General features: G+C 69.0%; 39 protein-coding genes. 20 read left to right on the top strand and 19 right to left on the bottom strand.

What is annotated here, in order from left to right; genetic code table 11:
- The 4 genes from CFN78_RS28265 to CFN78_RS28255 form a co-directional block, all read left to right on the top strand.
- On the top strand, positions 1 to 636 hold a 636-nt coding region (locus CFN78_RS28265), incomplete at its 5' end, for a RapZ C-terminal domain-containing protein (protein ID WP_094866374.1).
- 55 nt (positions 637 to 691) lie between these two features.
- Entirely contained in the window at positions 692 to 1,150 is a 459-nt protein-coding gene (locus tag CFN78_RS28260; protein ID WP_094866373.1) for an NUDIX domain-containing protein, read from the top strand.
- An 88-nt stretch (positions 1,151 to 1,238) separates the two neighbouring features.
- Entirely contained in the window at positions 1,239 to 1,403 is a 165-nt protein-coding gene (locus tag CFN78_RS29420) for a hypothetical protein (RefSeq protein WP_165777741.1), read from the top strand.
- A 96-nt stretch (positions 1,404 to 1,499) separates the two neighbouring features.
- Positions 1,500 to 2,018, top strand: coding sequence for a nucleoside 2-deoxyribosyltransferase domain-containing protein (locus tag CFN78_RS28255; RefSeq protein WP_094866372.1), 519 nt, complete (start codon positions 1,500 to 1,502; stop codon positions 2,016 to 2,018).
- 175 nt (positions 2,019 to 2,193) lie between these two features.
- Here the strand turns inward: CFN78_RS28255 and CFN78_RS28250 are convergent, their stop codons facing one another.
- The 11 genes from CFN78_RS28250 to CFN78_RS28205 form a co-directional block, all read right to left on the bottom strand.
- Positions 2,194 to 2,529, bottom strand: a complete 336-nt coding sequence (locus CFN78_RS28250) for a hypothetical protein (protein ID WP_094866371.1) — start codon at positions 2,527 to 2,529, stop codon at positions 2,194 to 2,196.
- Positions 2,526 to 3,323: a ParA family protein gene (locus tag CFN78_RS28245; RefSeq protein ID WP_165777740.1), complete on the bottom strand. Its 798-nt coding sequence runs from the start codon at positions 3,321 to 3,323 to the stop codon at positions 2,526 to 2,528. The genes CFN78_RS28250 and CFN78_RS28245 overlap by 4 nt, the downstream gene beginning before the upstream one ends.
- A 341-nt stretch (positions 3,324 to 3,664) precedes the next feature.
- Entirely contained in the window at positions 3,665 to 5,935 is a 2,271-nt protein-coding gene (locus CFN78_RS28240) for a hypothetical protein (protein WP_094866369.1), read from the bottom strand.
- A 39-nt stretch (positions 5,936 to 5,974) separates the two neighbouring features.
- Positions 5,975 to 6,148 (bottom strand): hypothetical protein, encoded by a 174-nt coding sequence (locus CFN78_RS29415; protein WP_165777735.1) that lies wholly within the window; start codon positions 6,146 to 6,148, stop codon positions 5,975 to 5,977.
- Between the two features lie 16 nt (positions 6,149 to 6,164).
- Complete coding sequence (locus CFN78_RS28235; protein ID WP_094866368.1) at positions 6,165 to 7,265, bottom strand: hypothetical protein; 1,101 nt, start codon at positions 7,263 to 7,265, stop codon at positions 6,165 to 6,167.
- A complete protein-coding gene (locus CFN78_RS28230) occupies positions 7,262 to 7,474 on the bottom strand; it encodes a hypothetical protein (protein WP_094866367.1) in 213 nt (70 codons plus the stop codon). The genes CFN78_RS28235 and CFN78_RS28230 overlap by 4 nt, the downstream gene beginning before the upstream one ends.
- On the bottom strand, positions 7,471 to 7,824 hold the full coding sequence (locus tag CFN78_RS28225; protein ID WP_094866366.1) for a hypothetical protein: 354 nt from the start codon (positions 7,822 to 7,824) through the stop codon (positions 7,471 to 7,473). Before CFN78_RS28225 ends, CFN78_RS28230 begins: the two co-directional genes overlap by 4 nt.
- A 14-nt stretch (positions 7,825 to 7,838) precedes the next feature.
- A complete protein-coding gene (locus CFN78_RS28220) occupies positions 7,839 to 8,075 on the bottom strand; it encodes a hypothetical protein (RefSeq protein WP_094866365.1) in 237 nt (78 codons plus the stop codon).
- Positions 8,072 to 8,398 (bottom strand): hypothetical protein, encoded by a 327-nt coding sequence (locus CFN78_RS28215; RefSeq protein WP_094866364.1) that lies wholly within the window; start codon positions 8,396 to 8,398, stop codon positions 8,072 to 8,074. The genes CFN78_RS28220 and CFN78_RS28215 overlap by 4 nt, the downstream gene beginning before the upstream one ends.
- Complete coding sequence (locus tag CFN78_RS28210) at positions 8,395 to 8,664, bottom strand: WhiB family transcriptional regulator (protein ID WP_094866363.1); 270 nt, start codon at positions 8,662 to 8,664, stop codon at positions 8,395 to 8,397. Before CFN78_RS28210 ends, CFN78_RS28215 begins: the two co-directional genes overlap by 4 nt.
- Positions 8,661 to 9,008, bottom strand: a complete 348-nt coding sequence (locus CFN78_RS28205; protein WP_133116510.1) for a hypothetical protein — start codon at positions 9,006 to 9,008, stop codon at positions 8,661 to 8,663. The genes CFN78_RS28210 and CFN78_RS28205 overlap by 4 nt, the downstream gene beginning before the upstream one ends.
- A gap of 186 nt (positions 9,009 to 9,194) precedes the next feature.
- On the opposite strand from CFN78_RS28205, the gene CFN78_RS28200 reads away from it, so the two are divergent.
- From CFN78_RS28200 to CFN78_RS29405, 12 genes are all read left to right on the top strand, one after another.
- A complete protein-coding gene (locus tag CFN78_RS28200; protein ID WP_165777739.1) occupies positions 9,195 to 9,986 on the top strand; it encodes a GntR family transcriptional regulator in 792 nt (263 codons plus the stop codon).
- On the top strand, positions 9,983 to 10,957 hold the full coding sequence (locus CFN78_RS28195) for a GNAT family N-acetyltransferase (protein WP_094866360.1): 975 nt from the start codon (positions 9,983 to 9,985) through the stop codon (positions 10,955 to 10,957). The genes CFN78_RS28200 and CFN78_RS28195 overlap by 4 nt, the downstream gene beginning before the upstream one ends.
- Positions 10,958 to 11,075: 118 nt before the next feature.
- Positions 11,076 to 11,264: a hypothetical protein gene (locus CFN78_RS28190; protein ID WP_094866359.1), complete on the top strand. Its 189-nt coding sequence runs from the start codon at positions 11,076 to 11,078 to the stop codon at positions 11,262 to 11,264.
- A 419-nt stretch (positions 11,265 to 11,683) separates the two neighbouring features.
- Entirely contained in the window at positions 11,684 to 13,099 is a 1,416-nt protein-coding gene (locus CFN78_RS28185; protein WP_094866358.1) for a hypothetical protein, read from the top strand.
- 130 nt (positions 13,100 to 13,229) lie between these two features.
- Positions 13,230 to 13,445, top strand: a complete 216-nt coding sequence (locus CFN78_RS28180) for a hypothetical protein (protein WP_094866357.1) — start codon at positions 13,230 to 13,232, stop codon at positions 13,443 to 13,445.
- An 81-nt stretch (positions 13,446 to 13,526) separates the two neighbouring features.
- Entirely contained in the window at positions 13,527 to 13,697 is a 171-nt protein-coding gene (locus CFN78_RS29410; RefSeq protein WP_165777738.1) for a hypothetical protein, read from the top strand.
- On the top strand, positions 13,697 to 13,939 hold the full coding sequence (locus CFN78_RS28175) for a hypothetical protein (RefSeq protein ID WP_133116509.1): 243 nt from the start codon (positions 13,697 to 13,699) through the stop codon (positions 13,937 to 13,939). Before CFN78_RS29410 ends, CFN78_RS28175 begins: the two co-directional genes overlap by 1 nt.
- A 103-nt stretch (positions 13,940 to 14,042) precedes the next feature.
- Positions 14,043 to 14,513: a DUF3307 domain-containing protein gene (locus tag CFN78_RS28170; protein WP_240519747.1), complete on the top strand. Its 471-nt coding sequence runs from the start codon at positions 14,043 to 14,045 to the stop codon at positions 14,511 to 14,513.
- Entirely contained in the window at positions 14,510 to 14,953 is a 444-nt protein-coding gene (locus CFN78_RS28165; protein ID WP_094866355.1) for an NUDIX domain-containing protein, read from the top strand. The genes CFN78_RS28170 and CFN78_RS28165 overlap by 4 nt, the downstream gene beginning before the upstream one ends.
- Complete coding sequence (locus CFN78_RS28160) at positions 14,950 to 15,609, top strand: HNH endonuclease family protein (protein ID WP_094866354.1); 660 nt, start codon at positions 14,950 to 14,952, stop codon at positions 15,607 to 15,609. The genes CFN78_RS28165 and CFN78_RS28160 overlap by 4 nt, the downstream gene beginning before the upstream one ends.
- Entirely contained in the window at positions 15,606 to 15,794 is a 189-nt protein-coding gene (locus CFN78_RS28155) for a hypothetical protein (protein WP_094866353.1), read from the top strand. The genes CFN78_RS28160 and CFN78_RS28155 overlap by 4 nt, the downstream gene beginning before the upstream one ends.
- A gap of 223 nt (positions 15,795 to 16,017) precedes the next feature.
- Entirely contained in the window at positions 16,018 to 16,182 is a 165-nt protein-coding gene (locus tag CFN78_RS29405; protein WP_165777737.1) for a hypothetical protein, read from the top strand.
- 680 nt (positions 16,183 to 16,862) lie between these two features.
- Here CFN78_RS29405 and CFN78_RS28150 read toward each other — a convergent pair.
- From CFN78_RS28150 to CFN78_RS28125, 7 genes are all read right to left on the bottom strand, one after another.
- Positions 16,863 to 17,117, bottom strand: a complete 255-nt coding sequence (locus CFN78_RS28150; protein ID WP_133116508.1) for an N-acetyltransferase — start codon at positions 17,115 to 17,117, stop codon at positions 16,863 to 16,865.
- 434 nt (positions 17,118 to 17,551) lie between these two features.
- Positions 17,552 to 17,761, bottom strand: coding sequence for a hypothetical protein (locus CFN78_RS28145; protein ID WP_094866351.1), 210 nt, complete (start codon positions 17,759 to 17,761; stop codon positions 17,552 to 17,554).
- A 54-nt stretch (positions 17,762 to 17,815) separates the two neighbouring features.
- The gene (locus CFN78_RS28140; RefSeq protein WP_133116507.1) at positions 17,816 to 18,400 is read right to left on the bottom strand and encodes a hypothetical protein; all 585 of its coding nucleotides are present in this window, start codon (positions 18,398 to 18,400) and stop codon (positions 17,816 to 17,818) included.
- Between the two features lie 227 nt (positions 18,401 to 18,627).
- A complete protein-coding gene (locus CFN78_RS29400) occupies positions 18,628 to 18,768 on the bottom strand; it encodes a hypothetical protein (protein ID WP_165777736.1) in 141 nt (46 codons plus the stop codon).
- The gene (locus tag CFN78_RS28135; protein ID WP_094866349.1) at positions 18,765 to 19,142 is read right to left on the bottom strand and encodes a hypothetical protein; all 378 of its coding nucleotides are present in this window, start codon (positions 19,140 to 19,142) and stop codon (positions 18,765 to 18,767) included. The genes CFN78_RS29400 and CFN78_RS28135 overlap by 4 nt, the downstream gene beginning before the upstream one ends.
- A complete protein-coding gene (locus CFN78_RS28130) occupies positions 19,139 to 19,675 on the bottom strand; it encodes a hypothetical protein (protein WP_094866348.1) in 537 nt (178 codons plus the stop codon). The genes CFN78_RS28135 and CFN78_RS28130 overlap by 4 nt, the downstream gene beginning before the upstream one ends.
- Positions 19,675 to 19,989, bottom strand: coding sequence for a hypothetical protein (locus CFN78_RS28125; RefSeq protein WP_133116506.1), 315 nt, complete (start codon positions 19,987 to 19,989; stop codon positions 19,675 to 19,677). Before CFN78_RS28125 ends, CFN78_RS28130 begins: the two co-directional genes overlap by 1 nt.
- Before the next feature lie 92 nt (positions 19,990 to 20,081).
- On the opposite strand from CFN78_RS28125, the gene CFN78_RS28120 reads away from it, so the two are divergent.
- The 3 genes from CFN78_RS28120 (at position 20,082) to CFN78_RS28110 (ending at position 21,152) form a co-directional block, all read left to right on the top strand.
- Positions 20,082 to 20,435 carry a hypothetical protein gene (locus CFN78_RS28120; protein WP_133116505.1) on the top strand — a complete coding sequence of 118 codons (354 nt, stop codon included), beginning with the start codon at positions 20,082 to 20,084 and terminating at the stop codon, positions 20,433 to 20,435.
- A 157-nt stretch (positions 20,436 to 20,592) separates the two neighbouring features.
- Complete coding sequence (locus CFN78_RS28115; protein WP_094866345.1) at positions 20,593 to 20,886, top strand: type II toxin-antitoxin system prevent-host-death family antitoxin; 294 nt, start codon at positions 20,593 to 20,595, stop codon at positions 20,884 to 20,886.
- Entirely contained in the window at positions 20,883 to 21,152 is a 270-nt protein-coding gene (locus tag CFN78_RS28110; protein ID WP_094866344.1) for a type II toxin-antitoxin system RelE family toxin, read from the top strand. The genes CFN78_RS28115 and CFN78_RS28110 overlap by 4 nt, the downstream gene beginning before the upstream one ends.
- 53 nt (positions 21,153 to 21,205) lie before the next feature.
- Here the strand turns inward: CFN78_RS28110 and CFN78_RS28945 are convergent, their stop codons facing one another.
- Complete coding sequence (locus CFN78_RS28945; RefSeq protein WP_133116504.1) at positions 21,206 to 21,589, bottom strand: hypothetical protein; 384 nt, start codon at positions 21,587 to 21,589, stop codon at positions 21,206 to 21,208.
- Between the two features lie 189 nt (positions 21,590 to 21,778).
- Between CFN78_RS28945 and CFN78_RS28105 the strand changes: the two genes are divergently transcribed.
- The coding region (locus CFN78_RS28105; protein ID WP_133116503.1) for a hypothetical protein at positions 21,779 to 21,962 on the top strand (184 nt) is incomplete at its 3' end.

The following is a 21,962-nucleotide window of genomic DNA, read 5'->3' as shown; positions in this document are numbered from 1 at the left end:
GCCGCGCTGGCCGAGTGGTGGCGGGTGCGTGATCAGTTGCCCGGGGAGCGGGCCAATCTCGTGGCGGCTGCCTGGCGCACTGCGGGGATCCGCAATGTCCGTCAGCTCGCTGCGGCCGCGGGTGTCGACCGCGGCACGATCTATGGCGACCTCGAGGCGCGCGGGATCGATCCGGGGAACCGGGCCGCGCCGATTCTCGACGAGCACGATGCCGGGGGTCTGGTCTCGGTGGTGCTGGCCTCCTTCGGGCATCTGCACCTCGGCGCCGATCGCGACGGATTCACGGATCCGCGCGAGGCCGACCTTGTCGTTGATGTGCGGGAGCTGTTGCGCGATCCGCACGTTGATCCGGGGATGCGTCAGCTCACCGGCCGGGACGAGGTGGTGCGCGATCGTGTGTTGGCCACCCCTGGTGCGGCCGAGCTGGTCGAGCACGTGGCGGCCGCCACGCTCACTCTCGCCCGGGTCGCGGATCAGCGTCTGCGTCTGGTGCGGGTGAGCGTCGGCTGTGCCGGTGGCCGTCATCGCAGCGTGGTCTTGGCCGACGCGATCGCCGAGCGCGTCGCCTTGACCGACGACCGCAGCGTCGCGGTCGTGCACTACGACCTCGCCCGCCCGGTCGTCGGGCACCCCTGACCCCGCGCGGACACCTCCTGTCCGCGCGGAAACTCGAGGAGAAGGAGAACCACCGTTGAGTACAGAGCAGATCGCCACCGCGCGGCTGACCGTTGACGTCGTGCTGATCGGCCGCCGCCAGGGCGCCGATCACGTCCTGCTGATCGAGCGCGGCTGGGAACCCTTCGCCGGTCGCTGGGCCCTGCCCGGCGGACACGTCGACGTCGGCGAGGACACCACCAACACCGCGGCTTCAGCGGCGCGCGAGCTCGCCGAGGAGACCGGCATCGACATCGCCGTCGACGACCTCGTGCCCGTGGGCACTTGGGCCCAGCCTGGCCGCGACCCGCGCGGCCGTTACAGCACCGACGTCTGGACCACCGTGGTGGCAGGCACCCCGGCCCCGGCCGCCGGCGACGACGCGACGGCCGCCCGCTGGGTGCCCGTCGACGACGTCCTCGCCGACGCCGGCGCTCTGGCGTTCGACCACCTCGCTCTGATCGTCGCCGCGGTCAACGCACTCGAGTTCCGCTGATCTCGCAGACCCTCGCAGTATTTCGCAGTATCTACTAGAAGCACGCTGAGCTGGACCGACACGGTTCACAAGATGAAGGAGGATCCACATGGCCACCGCGATCAACGCCAAGCAGATCAAGGCGCTCGTCGAGCAGCTCGCCACGCTCGCCCGCAACGGCAAGCACACCTCGGGCAAGGCCGCCGAGCTGCGCGCCGAGTTGCGCAAGGCCGGTCGTCCGGACCTGGCCGACCAGTTCGAGGACCGCCGGTAGAGCGCCCGGTGCGGGTGGCCACCGCCTGGCAGCACCACCCACCCGCACCGGCCCATCGCCCCTATCCACTGAGCAGCAGATCGGAGCACCACCATCATGATTTACGGCCCGATGTACTACGAGGCCCCCACTCCATATATCCCGCTTCCCGGGCATCCGCCGCGGATCTTCTTGGCGGGCGGGATCACCGGGGTGCAGCGGTGGCACGACCATGCCGTCGACGTCATCGAGGACGCCGACCTCGACGTCGTGATCCTCAATCCGAACCGGGAGCAGTTCCCGATCGGCGATCCGGCGGCCGGGCCGGAGCAGGTGGCGTGGGAGCAGATGATGCTCCACTTGCCGAACACGTTGACCCTGATGTGGTTCCCGGAGTCGGACCCGGCCGTGACGGTCCAGCCGATCGCGATGTACGAGTTGGGCCAGGCCCACGGCGAGAATCGGGAGTTGGTTGTTGGTGCGGATCCGGGCTATCCGCGTTCGGCCGACGTCACGATGCTGACCCGCCTGTCCGATGCCCGCACCGGGCGCCGGACCACCATCCACACCGCTCTCGACCCCCTGCTGGACGAGGCGATCACCTGGCTGAGCGCCAGGCAGGAGGTGCACGCCTGATGAGCGACCACCGCTGCAACGCCAGCCGAGTTGACCGTCCGGACCCACAGACCACGATCTACTCCTGCACCGTGTGCAGCAGGGAGATGATCCGGGAGGAGAAGGCGCGCTGATCGACACATGATCTCCATCTGATAGGTCCTCGCAGAGCTTGCGAGGACCTATCAGCATGTGGTCAGGAGGTCGGCGCGGATGATCCAGTCTGCGCCTTGCGGTCGGCGGCCAGGGCGGCGGCGACGTCCCCCTTGTGCTCGATGGCCCAGCGCAGCAGCGCTTCGAGCGCCTGGTGCTTGCTCACCGCCGGCACGCTGTGGCGGATGGTCTCCGCGGCCGCGGACAGCTCGTCCGCCGTAGCCGTGGAGATGTACCAGGAGCGGGTCGTCATCGACGACTTCGCCGTGGCCGGCTTCTCCACGGCCGCCTGGACATCTTTCTTGGCGTCCTTGCCCCGGCGGCCGAAGCGTGCGGCGAGCACGTCGGCGGCGGGGGACGGGTCGAACTGCTTGCTCACGCGGAGGCCTCCATAAGGAGAGCCGCGATCGATCGCAGCGCGGTGGAGTGCTCGTGATCGGGGGCGTGCGCAGTCAGGGGTACACCCGCGTGCCACGCCTCCGGCACGACCACCGCCAGCGGCAGATGCGCCAGCATCGGCACCCCCAGCCGCTTGAGGTCAGCCTGGGTCCTGGTGGCCAGATTCGACAAGGGCCGACGGTAGGCGGAGGGCACGAGGCCGTGCACCTCGATGGGCCGCTTGCGCTCGACCTGGGCCTCCAGCGATTCGATCTGGTCCATGAGCAGTTTGAGCGCCCGCAGCATCGACGGATCGAGCAGCAAGGGGATGAGGATCCCGTCGGTCGCGGCGAGTGCGTTGTCGGTGAGGGCATCGAGCGCTGGCGGGCAGTCAAGGACCACGTGGTCGTACGTGCCGTCGACGTCGGCGAGCAGCCGCCGCACCTGCAGCTCGCGCGACCGGCCCAGATCCAGCTGGCGGCTCACGAGGAACATCGCCTGGGAGTTGGGCCAGACGTCGATCGAGCCGCCCGACTCGTGGATCCAGTGGCGCACCGCCAGCGCTGACGTCGGGCCGGTGTACTCACGGCTCAGCGCCCCGGCGAGAGTCGCCTGGCCACTTGCCTCCGGCAGCTGCAGTGCTTCCGCCGTGGCGTGGCCCTGCGGGTCGAGGTCGACCAGCAACACCCGTTGCCCGGCTTCGGCGAGCGCGCCCGCCAGGCCGACGCTGAGCGCCGTCTTCCCGACGCCGCCCTTCTGATTGATCACCGACGTGATGCGCACCTGCACCTCCACATGAGGATCCGCTTGGCCAGATCTCGCAGAGTCTGGCAGAGCATCGCAGGAGATGCGATGGCGTGCGAGGTCGCGGCATGACGGAGCCCTCCGGTCCGAGGGACCAGAGGGCTCCGTGGTGACGATGCGTAGACATTGCGCTCGGTTTTGCGAGAGTGTGCGAGGTGCTGCGAGTCGAGTTAGGTCGGTCGAATCGAGTTAGCTTCCTAATTCGCGGGTTAGCTCGGCCCGGTGAGGCTGCGAGCTGCGAAAAGTTAGGAAGTTAGCCAGTTAGGTCGGGCCGACCGGGGCCGCTGCGAGCCCCTGAAAACCGGGTCTCCGGCGGTCGGCCCGACCTAATCTCACTCGTCGTCCTCGTCGAGATCAGCCGTCGACTGCACTGCCATCGCCTGACGCACAGTCACCGGGTCGACCGGCCACTTGTTGCCAGTCGTGGGCACCTTGACCCCGTGGTCGGCCAGCCGCGAGACGACCTGCTTGCCACTCAGTGCCCGGTACGGGACCCAGCGAGGCGCGAGGCGCTGCAGCAGCGCGGGAATCCGCGCGGCCCGGACGGTCTCGGTGCCGAGGACCTCGGCGACGTCCTCGAGGAAGTCGCGCTCCTCCTCGGGCTCCTGGGCCTGGCTCGCGGCGCCGGTGGGCACGTTCTCGCTGACGATCTCCATGGCGCGAGCGATGACGTCGGTCGCGGCATCCCAGCCGGTCTCGTCGTCGACGTCGATGTAGTAGGCCTTGACGATCTCGAATGCTTCCTCGCCGATGCCCGTGACCAGGCACGTTCCGCGATCCTTGCCCTGTCGCAGCTCGGTCGCCCGCACACCCGCGGCGAACGACCCGTCGCCGAGGAATCCATCGTTGGAGCGCCATGTCTTGACCGCGAAGCAGGCGTTGAGCTTGACCAGTTCGACCAGGCGCGGCGGGATGGCCTCCTTGCGGCTGGACTGGGTGTCGAATCCCAGGATGATGCCCGTTTTCCGGCCCCGCTTGACCGTCTGCACCGCGTAGTCCGCGGCCTCCTTGCCGAAGTCTGGGTGCCCGAACAGTTCGTGGCATTCGGAGAAGACCGCGATCTTCGGACGCAGCTCAGGGTGCTTTTCGGCCAAGGCCCGGGTGACCTTCTTCGCGCCGAGCTCGGACAAACGGGTCTCGCGCTGGCCGACTTCCTCGGCGAGTTCGGCCAGCGCCGCCAGCCCGGCCGCCGCGACTTCGTCGGTCGCGCCACGCACGTACCGGGCCAGCCGAGGTGCGAACGAGTCGAAGTCGCCGTTGCCGGCGAAGACGTAGGCGTGCAGTTCGGCCAGCGGGTCCAGCGCGGCGCCCAGCATGATGACGCGGCAGAGGTTGGACTTGCCCTGCCCCGGGTTGCCGCCCGCCACGAAGTTGGCTTCGACCAGCGGAAATACGATCTCGTCCCCCCGCTGGGAGATGCCGACCGGGACGCCGGCGAACACGTCTGCGGTCCCGGAGTGCAGCAGCGGGTACGGCGGTGCGGGCTTGGACAGCGTCCCGGGTTTGGCAACCCAGAGATCGACGCAGCCAGCGGTGCCGCCATTGGCCTTGGCATGGTCGGCCGGCCACACCTCCACCTCGGCCCGGTGCAGGTTGCGGGCGAGAATCGGTCGCTGATCGGCGATCATCCCGGGCGTCACGCCGAACGGCACGTCAAAAATGGCGCGGTAGCCGTTGCCGTCCCTGGTCGGGGGCAGCTCGAACGTGGGCAGCCACCCGTCCTTGAACGCCTTCTTGATCTCCGGGACGCGCAGGTGCTGCAGGGCACGGACGATTCCATCGGCGGTGATCATGGTGCTGCCGTCGTCGTTGCGGGACGGGGCGACCCGCCGCAACCACCCCTCGCTGTTGCTGCGCTTGCGCCCCTCGTTCCACAGGGCTAGGACCGCGACCCAGGGCGCGGCCAGGACCAGCGGACCCCACGCCACAGTGACCGCGATGCTGATCCACCTGACCAGCTCGAACACACCCTTGAGCGGGGCGAGGATCTGATCAGCGTCCTTGTTGGCGATCGCCAACACGATGCCCAGCCCCAGCAGCAGTCCGAGGATCGCAGCCGAGGCCAGGAGCAGCGCTTTTGCGAGCTGAATGGGCGCCTTGATCCAGTCCATGATCCGGTTGTGGCGGTTGGCCTTGAACCGCTCGCCACGCTCCTCCCACTCGGCCAGGCGCTCGTTGTCCCCGGCGGCCTCGGCCGAGCGCATCTGCCGCTCGTACCTCGCGGTCGTGCGCGAGTCCCAGATCCGTTTGCCGACGCTCACCGCACCGGCCGGTACGTACAGCACGTGGCGGACGAGGGCGCTGCCGACCTCGCGGGGCTTGTCGGACTCGGCGATCCGGTGGGTGAGCTGGACAGCCTGCACCGCGGAGGCCTCTCGCAGCGCGAGCATCCCGCGCTGCTGCTGGGCCAGGCGGGCGTCGATCCTGGCGTTCTCCTCCGCGGGAACCAGCTCGCCGTCGATCACCTCGGCCGTCTCCTCGGCGGGTGTTTCCGCTGTTCCGGGCGCGTCGGAACCACGGTCACGGTCGGCCGCGACCGTGGTCCCGGCAGAGGGCAGGTAGACGATGTTGGTCTCGTCCTGGGGGGTATCGCGTGTGCTCATTGCTGCTCCGGTGCTCGTGCTGGCGAAGGGTTGGGTTGATCAGTGCCGGCGGTCCTTGGACCAGCCGGCCTTGCGCGCGCAGGCCTGACACAGCGGCGCGTGCCGCGGTGCGCCCTCACCACTGCGCAGCCGCGCCCCGCAGTAGGTGATGACGGATCCGGTGGGGCGGCTCCAGCCGAAGACGGTCTTGTTGATGTGCATGACGGTGGCCACGGGGATCTCCTCCTGGTCAGGCAGCGACGCCGGCGGCGCCGTCGTCGTCGGTGCGGGTCAACTCGGCCATGACTTCGCCGGCCATCTCGTTGCGGATGCGCAGGTGCGCGCGCACCTTGCGGCGCGACGGACGGGCGGGCAGATCCCCGGTCGCGATGGCGTCGCGGACCTGCTCGGCCAGCTCCCGCACGCGCGGGTCCGGGGCGGTTCCTGCGAGAGGCTGATAGGGCCTCGCAAGCTCTGCGAAATCAGGCAAAGCTGCTGTTCCGAGCGGGTGGGTGCCGGTCTGAGTGGCAAGCCAATCGGTGATCTCGTCAGCCAGCTCGACGTGCTCGATGGCCGCCGGCACGGGAAGCCCGGGAACCACCGCGTCAACGAGCGTCCGGCCGTCGAGCGCGACTCGCCCCGGCCGGAACACCAGACGGGCGTGGCCGCGCTCGTCGAGCTCGGCGACGGCCTGGCGCACAGCGGCCCTGCGCACCTTCCGCTCGCGGGAGGCGACCTGGCGGGCGATGGTGGCCTCGTCCCGCTCGCCGCGGGTCCGGCGCGGGCCCGCGGTGACGAGCTGGTGCGCCACGACGCCGGCGACCGACACCAGGCCCATCACCGCACCGTTGGCGACGCCGCCGCCCTGCATGTCGAGGCCGTGGACAAAGTTGAGTACCGCCGCGATGACGGCGAAGATCGCGGTCCCTGCCTGCAGGTGCGCCACCTGCGTACCGGGGTTGCGCCGAGCCCGCACGGTCGTGGCCACGGCGAAAAACCACATCGCACCTTCGGAGAACATCGGCAGCAAAACACCGATCTCCCCGAACACGTGCTTGCCGTAGGTGGCCATCGCAGTCCACGCCAGCACCGCCGGAACGACGATGACGGGCACGGCCAGCAGGTCGATGACGTGCTCACGCGCCCACGTCGCGGCCCGGGCGATCCGTGCCCGCCGATCGTCACGCCGTTTCTGGTCGGTCTGCTCGGCGACCGCCTTGTCCTCGCGGCGCAGCTTGGCCGCGGCAGCCTGCTCGGCGATCCGGACCTGCGCGGCGGCCGCCGCGTCCTCGCGGCGCTGCGCGGCCGCGGCCGCCTTGTCCGCCCGGATCTCGTCGCGCCTGGTGCTCATCGGGTGCCTCCCTGCAGTACGGCGGTGACGTCATCGGGGGTGATCAGGGGGATCACCGCACGCAGCCGGGCGTGTCCGGCCGCGTGCAGCGACAGCCCCCACGCCTCGGCCTCGCCATGCGAGACCCAGGACCCGGCGGCGACGGTCTCGCCGCCAGGCAGGTCCAGGACGGGGGTCCAGGTGGTGCAGATCTGGCCGATGGAGATCACGCTGACCGCACCCCCTTGCCGGTCTCGACGTCCTCGGCTGTGCCGTCGCCCTGGTCCTCGTCGGCCTCGACGTCAGCGCCGGCGGCACGCTCACGCAGACGACGGGTGTTCGCGACCGCGTCGCGTCGATCGCGGATCCGCGTCACGACCGGCATGACGACGGCGTAGCCGACCGGCAGCGCGGCCGCCCACGTCAGCAGCGCGAGGTCGAACGCCATGCCCGCACCGCCCAGTGCGATCGAGCCGAACGCCTCCGGAGCGCGGTAGCCGACCGCGCTGACAACACGGTCCAGGCGCGTGATGCCGTCACGCTCGCGCATCTTCTTCTCCAGCTCCCTGCCGGTGGCCATCGCTGTCCTCTCTCTCAGACGGTGGGTCGGGTGGTGTTATGGGCGAAAAAATCGTTGTGGGGCTTGGTGTTGCGGTTGCTGACGCTGGCGGCCAGGTGGCCATCGACCCGGCGCATCCCGACCTCGATCGACCGAGCCAGGACCACCACCGGGATGCGCAGCAGGTGCAGCACCAGGAACAGGACGACCGCGCCGGCGAACTTGAGCAGCGCGCCGGTGCCGAACTTGGACAAGACGTCGAAAGCGCTCATCGCTGCTCACCACCCAGCGGGGTCAGGCGCGACCAGCGCAGCAGCTGCTCGCGACCGTCATCGGTGAGGTCGATCCGGCCCTCGCCCTGCCGCTCGACCGGCTCAGCGAGGCCGTAGAACATCAGCGAGGCCAGCGCGCGGACCTCAGCGGGCTCGGCCGGGCGGCCATCGACGGTGACGTCCTTGCCGGTGCTGCGGACCGCCAGGTCCTGCGCGGCCTGCATGACGCGCTCGTACGGCCAGGCCGACCGGGATGCGCGGAACCGCACGCCCCAGGCGCTGAGCAGCTCCATGTCCTCGGTGCTGTAGGCGATGCTGCTCATGCCGCACCCCGATCCGCGCGCCGCAGCTCGCGCCGCTCGCGTTCGTCCAGACCGCCCCACACGCCGTGGTCGTAGCCGTTGTCCAGCGCCTCGGGCAGGCAGTCCGTGCGCACCGGGCAGCCCTGGCACACCCGCTTCGCCCGCAGCGTCAACTCGCGCTCGGACGGAAACGGAAAGAACACCTCGGCCGCGCCGGTCGCCGACGTGGTGGAGACCTGCAGCAGGGCGCCCGTCTGGCACGCTGCCCGGTCCCTCCACCCGCTCACGCCGCACCGTCCAGGCTGCGCAGCACGCGGGACACGTCGCGACGCTCGCGACGACGATCGATCTCGCCCCGCGGATCCGTCCCGGCCTGCACCAGCAACAGCGCCTCGTCAACAGCGACGTTCAGATCCAGCAGCGCGTCGTACTCGTCGAGCACCTGGTCCAGCTCGCCCTCAACCAGCACCCGATCGGCGGCCGCCAACCACTCGGTCACACCCTCGGCCGACCCCAGCACCTGAACCGGCGCCGACTGCCACTCGGCGCACGCCGCCTGTACCAGCAGCGCATCCTCCACCGACAAACTCTCAGTCGGATACTGCCTCTGACCTGCGATATCGTCCTGCATGAGTCGGGCTCCCTCGTAGTTGTCTGACTCGCTCCAGGGCCCTCGTCGGCTGTACCCGGCGGGGGCCTTTCGCGTCTCTTGCGCATTCGGTTATGTTGGTTATATTCAACATGTCCGAGCGAGATGTCAAGAGGGTGGGTTATGTTGGTTATGACCAAGGGACGGGAACGTACAAGGAGCAGGCCGTTGCACGCCTACGAGCGGATCGCGCAAGACCTCGAAGCCGAGATTGAGAACGGCACCTGGTCGCCCGGCGACATGCTGCCCACGCTGCCCGAGCTGGAGCAGCGCTTCGGGGCATCACGGATCACTGTCCGCGGGGCGCTGGAGCAGCTGACCCAGCGCGGCTTCGTGTACACCGGCTACAAAGGACGGCGCGGGACAATCGTGCGCCGTCGCGGCCGAACGACCATCCTCGCCACGTTGCCGCTCCGACCGGATCGAAACCCGTGTGGCCACGACGCATTTACCGAAGTCGCGGACTCGCTACACCTGCAGCCGACGAAGAAGTTCGAACTGCGACGGGAGGCGCCCAGCGCGGATGTTTCGAGTCGTCTGGGGATCAGCCCGGACTCCCTGGTTGTCGTGCGCGAGACGAGACAGATGCTCGACGATGAGCCGTGGTCAATCGAGACCAGCTACTACCCCGTCGAACTGGCGAAAGAAGTCGGACTCGACACGCCCCACGACATCCCTGAAGGCACGATCCGTGCCCTCGCGGCCGCCGGTCACCCCGAGATCAGCTGGGTGGACGAGGTCGCCGATGGCACGGCCGACGCAGACGAGGCGCATCGGCTTTCTATTCCCGTCGGCAGCTCTCTCCTGATCCAAACACGCACCGCATCCACTGCTCAACGGGTCACTCGCGTGACTCGATACCTACGACTTGGGCAGCGAAATGTGCTCATGTGGGAAATTGGAGATGAATCTGGCGTGGAAATGATCCGCCGCACTCGGACTGGGGTAAATCGATCATGACGTACGAGATGTCACGCGCGCGGAGTACCGACCTCCCGGCCGTCATGGATCTGCTCTCTGACCGGACAAATTGGCTGCGCAGCAAGGGCTTCAGCCAGTGGAACACGCGCGACTTCCGGCCAATCATGGCTAAGTCGATCGAGTGCGGATGGACGTGGATTCTTCGTAACGACGGCACTTCGATCGCCACGTTGACCATGTCCACAATGGCGGACTCGGATTTCTGGACACTAGAAGAAATTGACCACCCTGCGTTCTACTTGAGCAAACTTGCGACGGCGCTCGATTGGCGAGGGAAATCAATCGGTCGGCTACTTGTCGAATGGGCTAACGCATATGCGCTGGAGCGGGGTGTGCGACGGCTGCGTTGGGACGTCTGGCGAGAGAACACAGCTCTGCAGGACTACTACCGGCGGATGGGGGCCCAGCATCTGCGCACTGTCGATGTGCCTGGCCGCCACTCCGGCGCGCTGTTCGAATGGGGGCACTGCGTCCCGCGATTCCTCGATGACCAGGTGAGTGACACGGTCACCCTTGGACCGGTGGTGCACTTGCAGAGCAGGAGCGCTCCGGGGCAGCCAGTCAGGCTCTCGCAGCAACCAGCCCCGGGCGTCGACGAGCATGGCAATAGCGCTGGCGGCGAGGTCGTACGCCAAGTGCCGAACTGGCCGGTGCCCGATCTCTACAGCCCTTCGATCCCACCGCCGAGCATGGCTCACCTGCACCGACCCGCCGATCCGGCACCTCTGGCTGTCAGCACCCACCGGCGCCCTTTGCTCGTCCACCACGGCGACGCCTGGCGGATCCACGGCTGGCACGGACGTGCTGTCCTGGATATGCCGCATGAGATCGACCTCGAGCACCTCCGACCCGGGCTGGCCTACCAGGTGCGGTTGACGGACGAGCCTCTCGGCGGTCAGGGCGTAGCGCTCTACGGCGACAGCGACCTGCGGGAGTCAGTCGATGGTTGATTCTGAATTCGTAACTCGGCGCGCCTCCTCCGTGGTCGTCACCCGGACCGGTATGAACTACGACATGAGTGGCCACAGCAGCAGACCCGGTCGACCCACTGTGGGAGATCGGCGGCCGGTGCGGTTCAAGCTGGAACGAAACCTCTATGAGGCGGCGGATGGCATCGCCGCCCACGAGGGAGTGCCGGTTGGGCACGTGCTCGCGCGGCTGATTGCGCAGGCGCTCGGCGAGGCGGTGCCGGACTACTGCCAGCCGCAGGGTGCGCGCTCAGAACAGCTAGCGCTCGATCAAGAGAGGGCAGCATGAGCACCGAGATTTAGCCCAGATAAAAGAACGCGCGACGGGTCTGCTCGGTTTGGCGACCAGCGGCAGACCCGACGCGCGGGGAGGACCTACAAAGCCCATCTCAGCACCGGGTTCGCGCCCGAAGCGTGCTGAGAACTCGATTATAACCGCCACGCTCCGGTAATCCAGAGCACGCGCGGTATGTCGAAGTTACGGATGGGTCCTTCCCGCACACGGGAGGACCCATTTTGCTGTCTGCTGTTGCTCCATCTGTCGGCGATATCGTCGATGACTGTCTGGCCCTGGCGGTTCCGCGGCTGGTCTGTGTGCACTGTGAGCGGCCGGCGGCCGGCGGCCGTGTCCGGCCCATGGCCGTGGCCGGGTATGACCGCCCGGTCGTGTGTGACCTGTGCTGGTCAGCTGTGGGGGGGCCGGCCGCCGTGGCCGCGCTCGTCGACGACGCCAGCGGTATCCCGCGTGGCCAGCTCGCTCCGGACGCAGCGATCGTCGAGCTCTACGCCTCGGCGACGCCCGTCGACGAGCTGCACCCGATCGACCGGCTGCTGGTGGAGTCAGGCATCGCCCTGGAGCGGGTCCGGCAGATCGCCCCGGCCGGCCGCGTGTCTTTGGCCGGCGAGATCCTGGCACGCCGCCCTCCCGAACACACCCGCGCCGCACGATCGCCACAGGAGTGGCTTGAGGTCGCCGAGCATCGGGCCTACTGCGGCCACGACTTCCACCAGCGCCGCTCGCGTGCACGGGCGACCGACATCGCTCGTGTGTACGCCGTGTGCGCCGACGTCAGCCGTCGGCCGCTGACCTGGGTCCGCCAGCAGGTCATCGCGGACTCCGTCGGCTGCTGCGACCGCCACGTCCGCCGCTACCTGTCCTGGCTGCTGCAGCAGGAGCTGCTACACGAAGTCGTGCCCGCCACCCGCGTGCCTCGCATGGCCTCGGCGGCCGCCGAAGCCGCCCGTGCCCGTATCGACGAGGCCCGTGCCGCCCGTGCCCGCGCGGAGATCGAGGCGATCCACCAGGGCGCCACACCGGAGCAGGCAGCCGCTGCCGCGCGACGCGAGCACCCGGACCCCGATCCGATGCCCGAAGCGGACGCCCTCGTCACCATCGCGCCCGTCTACGAGCTGCGTGTGCCGCTCGATCCGGCAGAGCTGGCCGAGCGTGCCGTCTTGGACGCCACCGCCCGGATCATCGATCAGGCCGCGGAGCAGCACGTTTCCGAAAATGTCCTCCCCCCCGTAGGGGTTACTCATGATCTTGCATCCAGTGACGTACGGGGTGTGGATAACGGGCCGGCTTCGCCGGACTCATCGACCCAAAAGGGTTTTGACCAGGCAATATCGCGTCCTGAGGGCGGCTCTGCGACCCGATCTTCCCGGGCTGAACGTGCGGCTCGACGTTTGCTCGATGCCCTGCTGGAGCCGCGCCTGCTCGACGGCGTGACATTGCGCTGGCTCACGGCCGCGGTGCGGCCGCTGGTCCTGCGTCACGGCTGGACCGATCGCCAGCTCGCCGACCAGATCCAGGGCGCTCTGCCAGGAGTCGCGGGCACCGCACGCCTGCCCTACCACGTGGCCGATCCCCGCAGCTGGATCGCAAAGCGGCTTGCCCTTGCCTGCCCCACCATGCCGCCCCAGATCCTCGCTGACGTCGACGAGCACGTCCGTACCGTCCACGCCCGACGTCGCAGCCTGCAGGCCTCGGTGAGCATCACCGACGAGGCCATCCGCCGCCGCGCGGCGGCCGCCGCCTGCCGTCTCTGCGACGAACTCGGCTGGCTCGCTGCCGGCGACCAGGTCGCCCGCTGCACCCACGACGCCGACAACGGCGGCTGGTGACGAGCCGTATAACACTTTATACGGCTCGTCCGATCGTGGTTATCCCGGGAATCCGTCTTGACATCCGCGTTGGATATGTTGATTATAACCAACATATCCAACGCGGAAGGTCGAGGTCAGGGAGGCAGAGATGAGCGATACGAAGTCGGTGATCAGCGCGGCGTCGAGGCGTACGGGATACCGGCCGATGCTGGTGGGCCCGGTCGTGGAGCTGATTCGCAAGTGGCGCGATGAGGGCCGGTCAGAGGCGTGGATGACCTCGCGGCTGCGCGCCGAGCTGGGCCCGGACAACGCGGCCGCGGAGCGGCCCTTTGTGTCGTGGGTGATCGGCCAGCTCGGCAAATGAGCACCGGGCCGGGGGCGTGTCCTACCAAGATCCCGCCCCCGGTCCGGCTTCCAAAAACGCACACCAACCAGGGAGTACGTCGTGGGAATGCTAGCCAACGCCGCCAGGGGCGCAGCGAAGAAAGCCGTGAAGAAGGCCGTCACCAAGGGCGGGAAGACCTACTGCCAGGGCGGGGGATGCGGCGGCCGCCGCATCCCGAACGGTGCCTCGATCTGCTCCAAGTGCTCAGCACAGGGCTACTGGACCGCCTGATGGAGTCACTCAACGGGATCGAGTACTTGATCCGCAAGCTCGCGCGGGAGCTGCAAGAGCACCGCGCGAATGCCGCAGTCCGACACCTCACCGCCGCCGAGCGCCACTACCGAGCGGCCGAGCGGCTCATGGGAAACCCGGCCCGCATGGATCGGGAGCTGCAGCGCGCTCGCGCCGCGGTCGAGAAGGGCGCCCGCGAGGTGATGGCGGCGCGCCGCCAGTCCGGCACGAGGGGCCGCTGACCTGAGCCCGGGACGAGCACCTGCTCGTCCCGGGCTCCTTCTTACGCAGGGAGAGATCCACATGACCAGGACCGCATCGCCCACCAGACCAGCAAGGAGAGCCATGATCAGCACTGACTCGCTCTCGCTCTATGGCGCGGCCGTGTTCGCAACGATCATGACCGCCACGGCGGCCGGGCACGAGGTTGGCGACTTCCTCGAGCAGCCGGATGCTGCAGCTCGAGGCAAGCAGTTGCCCGGCCGGGTGGGGCGGCGTGCGCTGCACCGCCATGTCGCCGGGCTGACCGTGTGTCAGCTCGTGATGACTGCCGGCGCTGTGCGGGCGACCGGCTTGCGGGTGCCGGTGCACGCGGTGCTCGCAGGGCAGGCCGTCAACTCCGTCACGCACTGGATCATCGATCGCGGCCCGCTGCTGCGCTGGTATGCCGACTTCTCCGGCAAGCGGGGCTTCCACGACGCCGCCGCTGGTGGAGTGAATGGCCGGATGTTGATGGATCAGGCCTGCCATAAGGGTGTGCTGCCGGTGGCGGCCGCGGTGACCGCGCTGCTGGCCCGCAGGGCGGTGCGCCGATGACCGCCACGCAGACCACCACCGATACCGCCGTGAGGGTCGTGCTGATCGGCCGGGACGGCGACCGCGTCCGAGTCCTGACCTTCCAGCGCCGGGGTGGGCCGTATCGGGGCTGTTGGGCGCTGCCCGGCGGCATGGTCGACACCACGGAGCAGACGCTGCTCCAGGCCGCGGTGCGCGAGCTGGCCGAGGCGGGCATCCACCTGGAGGCCTGCGAGCTGGCCGAGGTCGACAGTGCTCGCACACTCGGCGGTGCGCCGGTGTCGGTGGCGTTCGCCGCGCTGCTGCCGGACTGTCCGGCGTCCACCGCGCCGTCCGGTGGCAGGGCCCGGTGGACGCTGCTGGAGGTCGCGGTCGACACCCCCGGGATGTTGGTGCCCGGTCACCACCTGGCGATCACCGACGCGATCCGGATGCTCGACGGCCAGGCGGTGCGCCGATGACCCGCACCGCACTCGTGGCCACGGTCGCGGCCGCCGCGATCGCCGTGTCCGCCTGCCAGCTCCCGCCGGCACTGTCCGCCCCGGCCCCCACCGGCGGCCCGCCGGCGGCCGGGGACACGGCCGTACAGCTGGCCGAGCTGACCGTCGCACCCCGCGGCGGCGACGGCGACTACGAGCGCGAGGCGTTCCACCACTGGATCGAGCAGGGCCAGGGGTGCGACACCAGAGCGGTCGCGCTGCAGCGGGCCGACACCGTCGACCAGCACCGGCCCTGCCCGATCAAGACCGGCGCCTGGACCTCGCCCTACGACGGCGCCACCTGGACCCGCGCATCCGACGTCGACATCGATCACGTGGTGCCGCTGGCGGCCGCCTGGCGCTCCGGCGCCTCCGGGTGGACCGACGCCGAGCGTGAGGCCTTCGCCAACGACCTCGACGGCCCGCAGCTGGTCGTCGTGACCGACAACGTCAACCAGGAGAAGGGAGACAAGAGCCCGGACCAGTGGAAACCACCGGAGACCGGCTACTGGTGCACCTACGCCGCGATGTGGGTGCAGGTGAAGGCCAAGTACCGGCTGACCGTCACGGCCGCCGAGGTCGAGGCCCTGAACACCATGCTCGCCCGCTGCGAGCCCACCGAAGGGAGCACCCGATGAAGACCTGCAAACACGGCGAGTACCCCGGCACCAGCACGCCGGACATCGTCGTTAACGGCCACCGCGAACGCGCCGTCGCCAAACACGAGAAGAAGTGTCCTGGCGCGCACTTCTTCTGGCACCCGGGCACGTTCGGGCTCGGCCGGGTCGTCTGCTGCATCACCTGCCGCCAGCGCGTCCTCTGAGCCCCGTCCACCCCCGCACGCACACCCGAAACGAAGGAGCCACCGTCATGAGCAGGATCTCCCGCAAGCTCGACGAACTGTCCCGTTGCCCACGCTGCCGCCACGACGACCCGCGCGGCGTGCCCGGCTGCAAGTGCACCGCCCGCAAATGCGCCTGCGCACGCTGAACACCGCCCCACAGCAGGCTCGTAGGTCACCAGAATCATTGAACGGAGCAATTGAGATGCCGAAACATTCTGCTTGTGCCGCTGTCCGCCTGGTGGACCGCTGCGTGCAGTGCAACCCCGGCTACTCGGACCCGTCCCAGGCTTACCGGATCTGGCAAGACGCGAAGCGCTACGGCCTGGCCGCGGCGGAACGCATCGAGCAACAAAAGAAGCGTCGCTGATCTTCGGCGCCACAGAGCAGGGCCCGCACCAGCACGGTGCGGGCCCTGCTCTGTGGCGCGTGTTCAGCGTTTACGGGCCCAGCGTGCGCCGCGCGGCTTCGGCCAGGGCTCGCGCCTCGGCATCCGTCTGACGTCATCGCATCCCTTCACGCTCCCGCCCTCGACGTTACGCACGACGCAACCTGGCTCATGAGCGTCTGCAAGACGTGCTCTGGCGCCGGCGGGGCCGGGGAACTGGGCAGTGGCCGGCGGGGCAGGCGTGTGGGCGCTGGTGCTGTGGTGGCAATGGCCGACGTGCGGGTCGAGGTGTGGGGCGGAACCGGGGCAGTGTTGTGGGGTTTATGCGTCGCCGGCGAGTCGTGGTTGGGCGCCACGTCGAACCGTCACGGCGGAACCGCATCGGATGCGAGGTTCTCGCATCCGATGCGAGACCGACTACCGTTGCCGCCTTCACCGAGCGCGCCGAACGCTCAGCTGGGCACCCCCTCACAGCCGCGTTTTTCGCGGTCGACTTCCACCGTGGCGAGATCGCATCTGAAGGCATCCGCCACCGTTCACTGCGTAGTGCAAGAGGTGCCTTCGGTTTTCGGTGGTGTGGAAGTGGTGGTTCTCGGCGGGTGAAGTGGTGTGGTGTGCGGCGGGGAGGCGATCCGGATCGGTGCGGTGAGGCGAACGCGATGTTAGGGCTGGGTGGTGTGCGCGGTGGCCATGGTGGACCAGGTGTGGTCGCGGCCGCGGATCCGGGCGACGGTGAGAAGCGCGCGGGCGTAGCCGAGGCGCCGGTACGCCGGGTCTGTGCGGATCTGATGCACGAGCGTGGCGCGGCAGCTCGTGCAGTGGGCGAGGTCGATCTCGGCGCGGGCGTGGCGGTCCTGGGCCAGCACGTTCCGGCCGACGCCGGCCGGAACGGGCGGGCGGTGGGCGATGATGCTCAACCCCCCGCCGGCCTGCTCCGGAGCGACCGGCCAGCGGCGAGGATCGATCACCACCCAGGACGCGGAGCGGGGTGTGACCTCGAGGCAGACGCGGGGCGGCGGTCCGCCGGAACTTGAGGTCGGGGCGGATCGGCACGTCACGACCGGCCCCACTCGCCCCCTGCTCCACCACACCCCCTCCTCCAACTCCCGCTCACTGCACCGCGTCAGGCCATCCTCGCCGCCCCACGCCGTCAGCACTCCACTTCACCAGTCACATCACACAACCCACCCGCTCTAAAGGCACCTCTTGCACTACCAGTGAACGGTTCCGTCGTGACGAATTGAGCGGGACGTCCCGGCGGACGTCCTCGGGACGTTTCGCGCCGTCCGAAACGTCCGGAGGACGTCTCTCGGACGGCGCGGGTAAGTCAGTGGCTGACTGTCGCGACCGGTCAGGATGCGGCGCGACCGAGCAGCCGGGCGCCGAGTCGGCGCCGGCGGCCGCTGCCTCGGCATCGGCGGCAGTTGCGCCAGCTCTTGCCGTTCGGGGCCTTGAGTCGTCCGCCCTCGCAGGCCGCCGAGCTGCACGCCGCGTATGGGTAGAGCGCGCACATCGCCAGATACGCGGCCGTCACGGCCGCGATCAGCATCACCGTCTCCATCACCGCAGCCTCGCCAGAGCGAGACGGTCAGCGCCAATCCCGGGCGTGTCGCGATCAGCCGGTGCGGTCGCCGTGGTCCTGGTACTCGGCGTGGTCGAACGCAGCCCACATCTGCGCGTCCAGCGCGGAAGCGCCGAAGCGCAGCCCCAGATCGGCGTCGTCAATGGCGATGCCGTCGGGGTGGGCGGCGTGCCACTCCACTCGGGCCGGGCCGGGCGGGAGGTGGTCGTGGGCCCGCATCGCGGCCAGGGCCTGCTCGGCGTCCTCGCGGGTGCGCCACGCAGGGATACGCCCCGGGGCGGTGGGCACGTCGTGCCAGCCCTGCCGGCGGACGAAGTCCGGATCAATCCACTTGAACCCGAAGTGCAGCTCCTCGTCGGGCAGATGGATGACCCAGCCGCCCGGCCACAGCGGGTGCGGCTGCTCGATCTGCGCGACGATCTCGGCCGCGCGAGCCTGCAACACCTCGATCCGCGCTTCCATCGCCGCCTCCTCGGCCGCCGCGGCGGCGTCGTCGTCACGGTCGAGGAAGAAGTCGAGGCGGTCGGTACGAGCGGTGCGGGCGATGCGCTCCAGCCGGGCGCACTCCGTGCGCAGCCGGGCCAGCTCCTCGCACAGATCCGGCACTGAGTCAGTCACGCGGCCAGCATCGCAGATCCGGCGACGTCCGGCCGCCAGGTGCGACCCGGTGCCAGCGACCCCGCCGCTCCGATGGCCTATCCGGGGGCCGATCCCCGTGCCAGCCAAGTTGGATCCCCCTGCATCAAAGGTCTGCGCTGTTCACACCCTGCACAAGGGGATCCACCGGTGTCCCAGACTCCTTTGCCGATCGTGGGATATGAGGCAGTCAGGTCCGGGTGCTCGGCCTACCCGTCGTGTTCGGGCGGGTTGAGCCGCAAATCGCGCAGCCGGTCGAGTTCGGCCCGGCCGACCGTGGCGATCTCGGCGAGCCGGTACTGGATCTCCAAGTCCGCACGGGGCCACGCGAAATCATGATCGCCGTTCATTGTGGATCTCCGTTCAGGGATGTGTTCTCGCCGCTCGGCTCGCCGTCCCGGATCGGCCGTGTCCACAGGGTGGACCAGGCTGGGCCGTGCTCCGCTGTCCAGCGTTTGTAGTCGGCCATGCGCACCGTCACCACCGGAGCACCGCAGTCGCCGCACACCCCGATCGAGCCGGTGATCCGGATGCCGTCCAGTTCGGGCGGCGCCTCGTCGAGCGGGTCCCAGGCGATGCCGCGGGCATCGGGGTCGTCGTTACCGGGGTCGCCGATGGTCGCGACGATGTACGCGCCTGCGTGCGGGCAGGCATCCCACAGTGCGCGCTGCTCGGCGGTCGTGCGATCCAGCGACAGCCGGGGCACGTTCTTCTCGGTGCTCATCCGTAGATCCTTTCGTCGTCGGCGGGGGCTTGGCGGCCCCAGCGCTCGTGCGCACTCTGGCGGGTGATGCCGACAGCCCGGCCGATGGTGGCCCAGGAGGCGCCGGTGGTGCGGGCCTCGTGCACGGCCTGGTCGAGAGCGCGCTGGCTGGCGGCCGCGGTGCCGGCGGCCTCGGTGAGGCGGGTGATCGTGTCAGCGGGGGCGATGTGGTCGGTCTTCCACTCGTCGTGGAGGCGGTCCTCCAGCCACTGCGGTGGCTCCGCGATCTCGCCGAGTGGCGCGTGAATCCGACCCACGTCGGCGTCGGCGTCGCCGGGGTCGGTGACCCGGGTCCACCGGGAGCCGGTCCACCCGCAGTCGCAGCGCAGCAGCCAGCCGATCACCTCGTCGGAGGAGACCAGCTCCTCGCGGCGGATGTCCCCGTCGGGCCACAGGATCTCGCGGTTACCGGAGGTCCCCGAGGAGCGCTGCCCGCCGGGCAGCAGCCGATCGACCGCGCCCTCGTGCTCGCCGTCATCGGTCTGCCAGCTCATCAGGCCTCCCACGTGTCGCGATGGACCACGCCCCACACCGACACGCACAGCCCATCGGTCAGCTCGCGCCTGCACTCCTGGATGCCGGGCTGCAGCTCGTCGACGGGCACCGGTCGCAGACCGAGCCGATCAGACCAACTCCGCACCACCCCTGGCACCTCTGTTTCGCTGCTGTCGCCTGCCTGCCCCACGATTTCGACGCCGCCGTCCAGGCGCCGCTGCGCCGTCCACGTCAGCACCGGCAGATCCGTCATCTCGGCCGCGAATCCCCGGGTCAGCACCCGGCCCAGCAGCGCCTGCGTTTCCTTGTCCATCACAACTCCTTCCGTCAGGGTCTCCTGACGGTACATCGCGTCAGGGAATCCTGACAGCCGCCTGGGCGGGTGGCTACCGAGGAATGTCGGAGATGGTTCCTACGCTGACGGGCATGTACGACGAGGACACCGATCGGCTGCTGGAGTACTCGCCCGCGGACCTGGCGGGCAAGCTCGCCGCAGACGACCCCGACGAGGAAAGTTTCGTACTGCGGGTGGTGTCCGCGCGCCTGGCCGCACGGGCCGGAACATGCGGGGACCCGCTGCACGTGGTCAAGGACCTATCGCGAGCGGCGGGCTCGCTGGCCGAAGCGACCCAAGCCATCCTCGACCGTGAGACGAAGACGGACCCCGACGCCACGGCGGACTTCGCCGACGCGGCCGAGGCCGTGGAATTCCTCGACTGCGCGGCCGCGAACCTGTGGGCGCTACACCAGCGTTTCTGACCCGATCGGACCGCCCGCGCGACCGAACTGACCTCACCAACAAAAGACCGGTTTTGCTGGGAAGGTCGTTTTCTCGCAGTCTCTGCGAGGTAATGCGAGAGACTGCGAGCCGTCGCCCAGGCTGGACGTTTTGTGCATCTTGCACAACAATGGCGGTATGACTGCTACCCACGACGTCGACGTTGCGGTGTCCGACGCCCGCACGCAGCTGCCCGGCCTGCTCGACCAGCAGGCTCGCGACGGCGGTGTCGTCTACCTGACCCGCTACGGCCGTCGTGTCGGCGCCGTCGTGCCGGTCGACGTCGCCGAACGCCTGGAGGAGCTCGAGGACGCCTACTGGGCCCGTCGCGCCGAGGAGGCGCTGCAGCGTGACGAGCCCACGATCCCGTGGGGCCAGGCCTTGGCCGAGCTGGAGAGTGACGACGCTGACCAGGACGACGCCCGCCGGTGAACCCGCCGTTCTCCGTTGAGCTGACCACCAGCGCGTTCCGCTCGCTGCGCAAGCTCGACAAGCCCGCCCGCCGGCGCGTGCAGGAGGCGATCGACGCCCTGCAGCACGAGCCTCGCCCGGCCGGGGTCCGCGCACTGCAAGGGCAGCCCGGCCTCTGCCGGATCCGCACCGGCGACTACCGCATCATCTACGTCGTACGCGATTCCGAGCTTGTCGTCTTGGTCGTCGACGTCGGCCACCGCCGCGAGATCTACCGCAACCTCTGACTCCCGACACGCTCGCAGTGCCTCGCAGACTCTGCGAGGCACTGCGAGAAAAGTCAGTCCGGTGCGGGTGCTGTCGACTCAGGTGTCGAGGCGGAAGGAGACGCTGGCCGAGTTTCTGGCACCCGTGGCGCCCCAGACACGCAGCTGTCGACGAAGTACGAGGTGTGCAGGTTGCGCCATTCCTCGGAGCTGCCCGACCCGCCGTATTCGCCAGGAGTGCCGTCGCCGAGGTTCTGATAATTGGCGTTGCACTCGTCCTTGGTGGTCGGCTTGTTTTGCGTCTTGAGCACGTAGTGCGCGTCCGCGCCCCGCTCGCCCGCATCTCGCAGCGCGTCCAGCTTCTGGTCCCAGCTCATCGGTGAACAGCCGCCGATCACGGCGATGACGCCGACCGCCGCGACAACAGTTCCCACACGACGTAATCCGTAGTTGGTCATGCGCACAAAGTAGCGGCAGCAACAGACAGATCGTGACGTCTGCACGGGTGGTCCGAGGTGGAGCAGTTGAGCCGTGCGCCGTTAGATCTCGCAGCGAATCGCAGAGTCTCGCAGTACCTGCTAGTCCCTTCGAGTGTTCGCATGTTGAATGACTCGACATGTCGGATCATTCAACATAGCGTGGACGGCATGAACAGCGACGACGCACACCTCATCCCCGTCCGTCCGGGTCAGCGTGCCGCGCTTGCCGCGCTGGCCGAGTGGTGGCGGGTGCGTGATCAGTTGCCCGGGGAGCGGGCCAATCTCGTGGCGGCTGCCTGGCGCACTGCGGGGATCCGCAATGTCCGTCAGCTCGCTGCGGCCGCGGGTGTCG

This window comes from Amycolatopsis antarctica (assembly GCF_002262875.1).
GTDB lineage: Bacteria > Actinomycetota > Actinomycetes > Mycobacteriales > Pseudonocardiaceae > Amycolatopsis > Amycolatopsis antarctica.
Note: the sequence above shows the minus strand (reverse complement) of the source record. Positions and strands in the feature narration are given on the sequence as shown.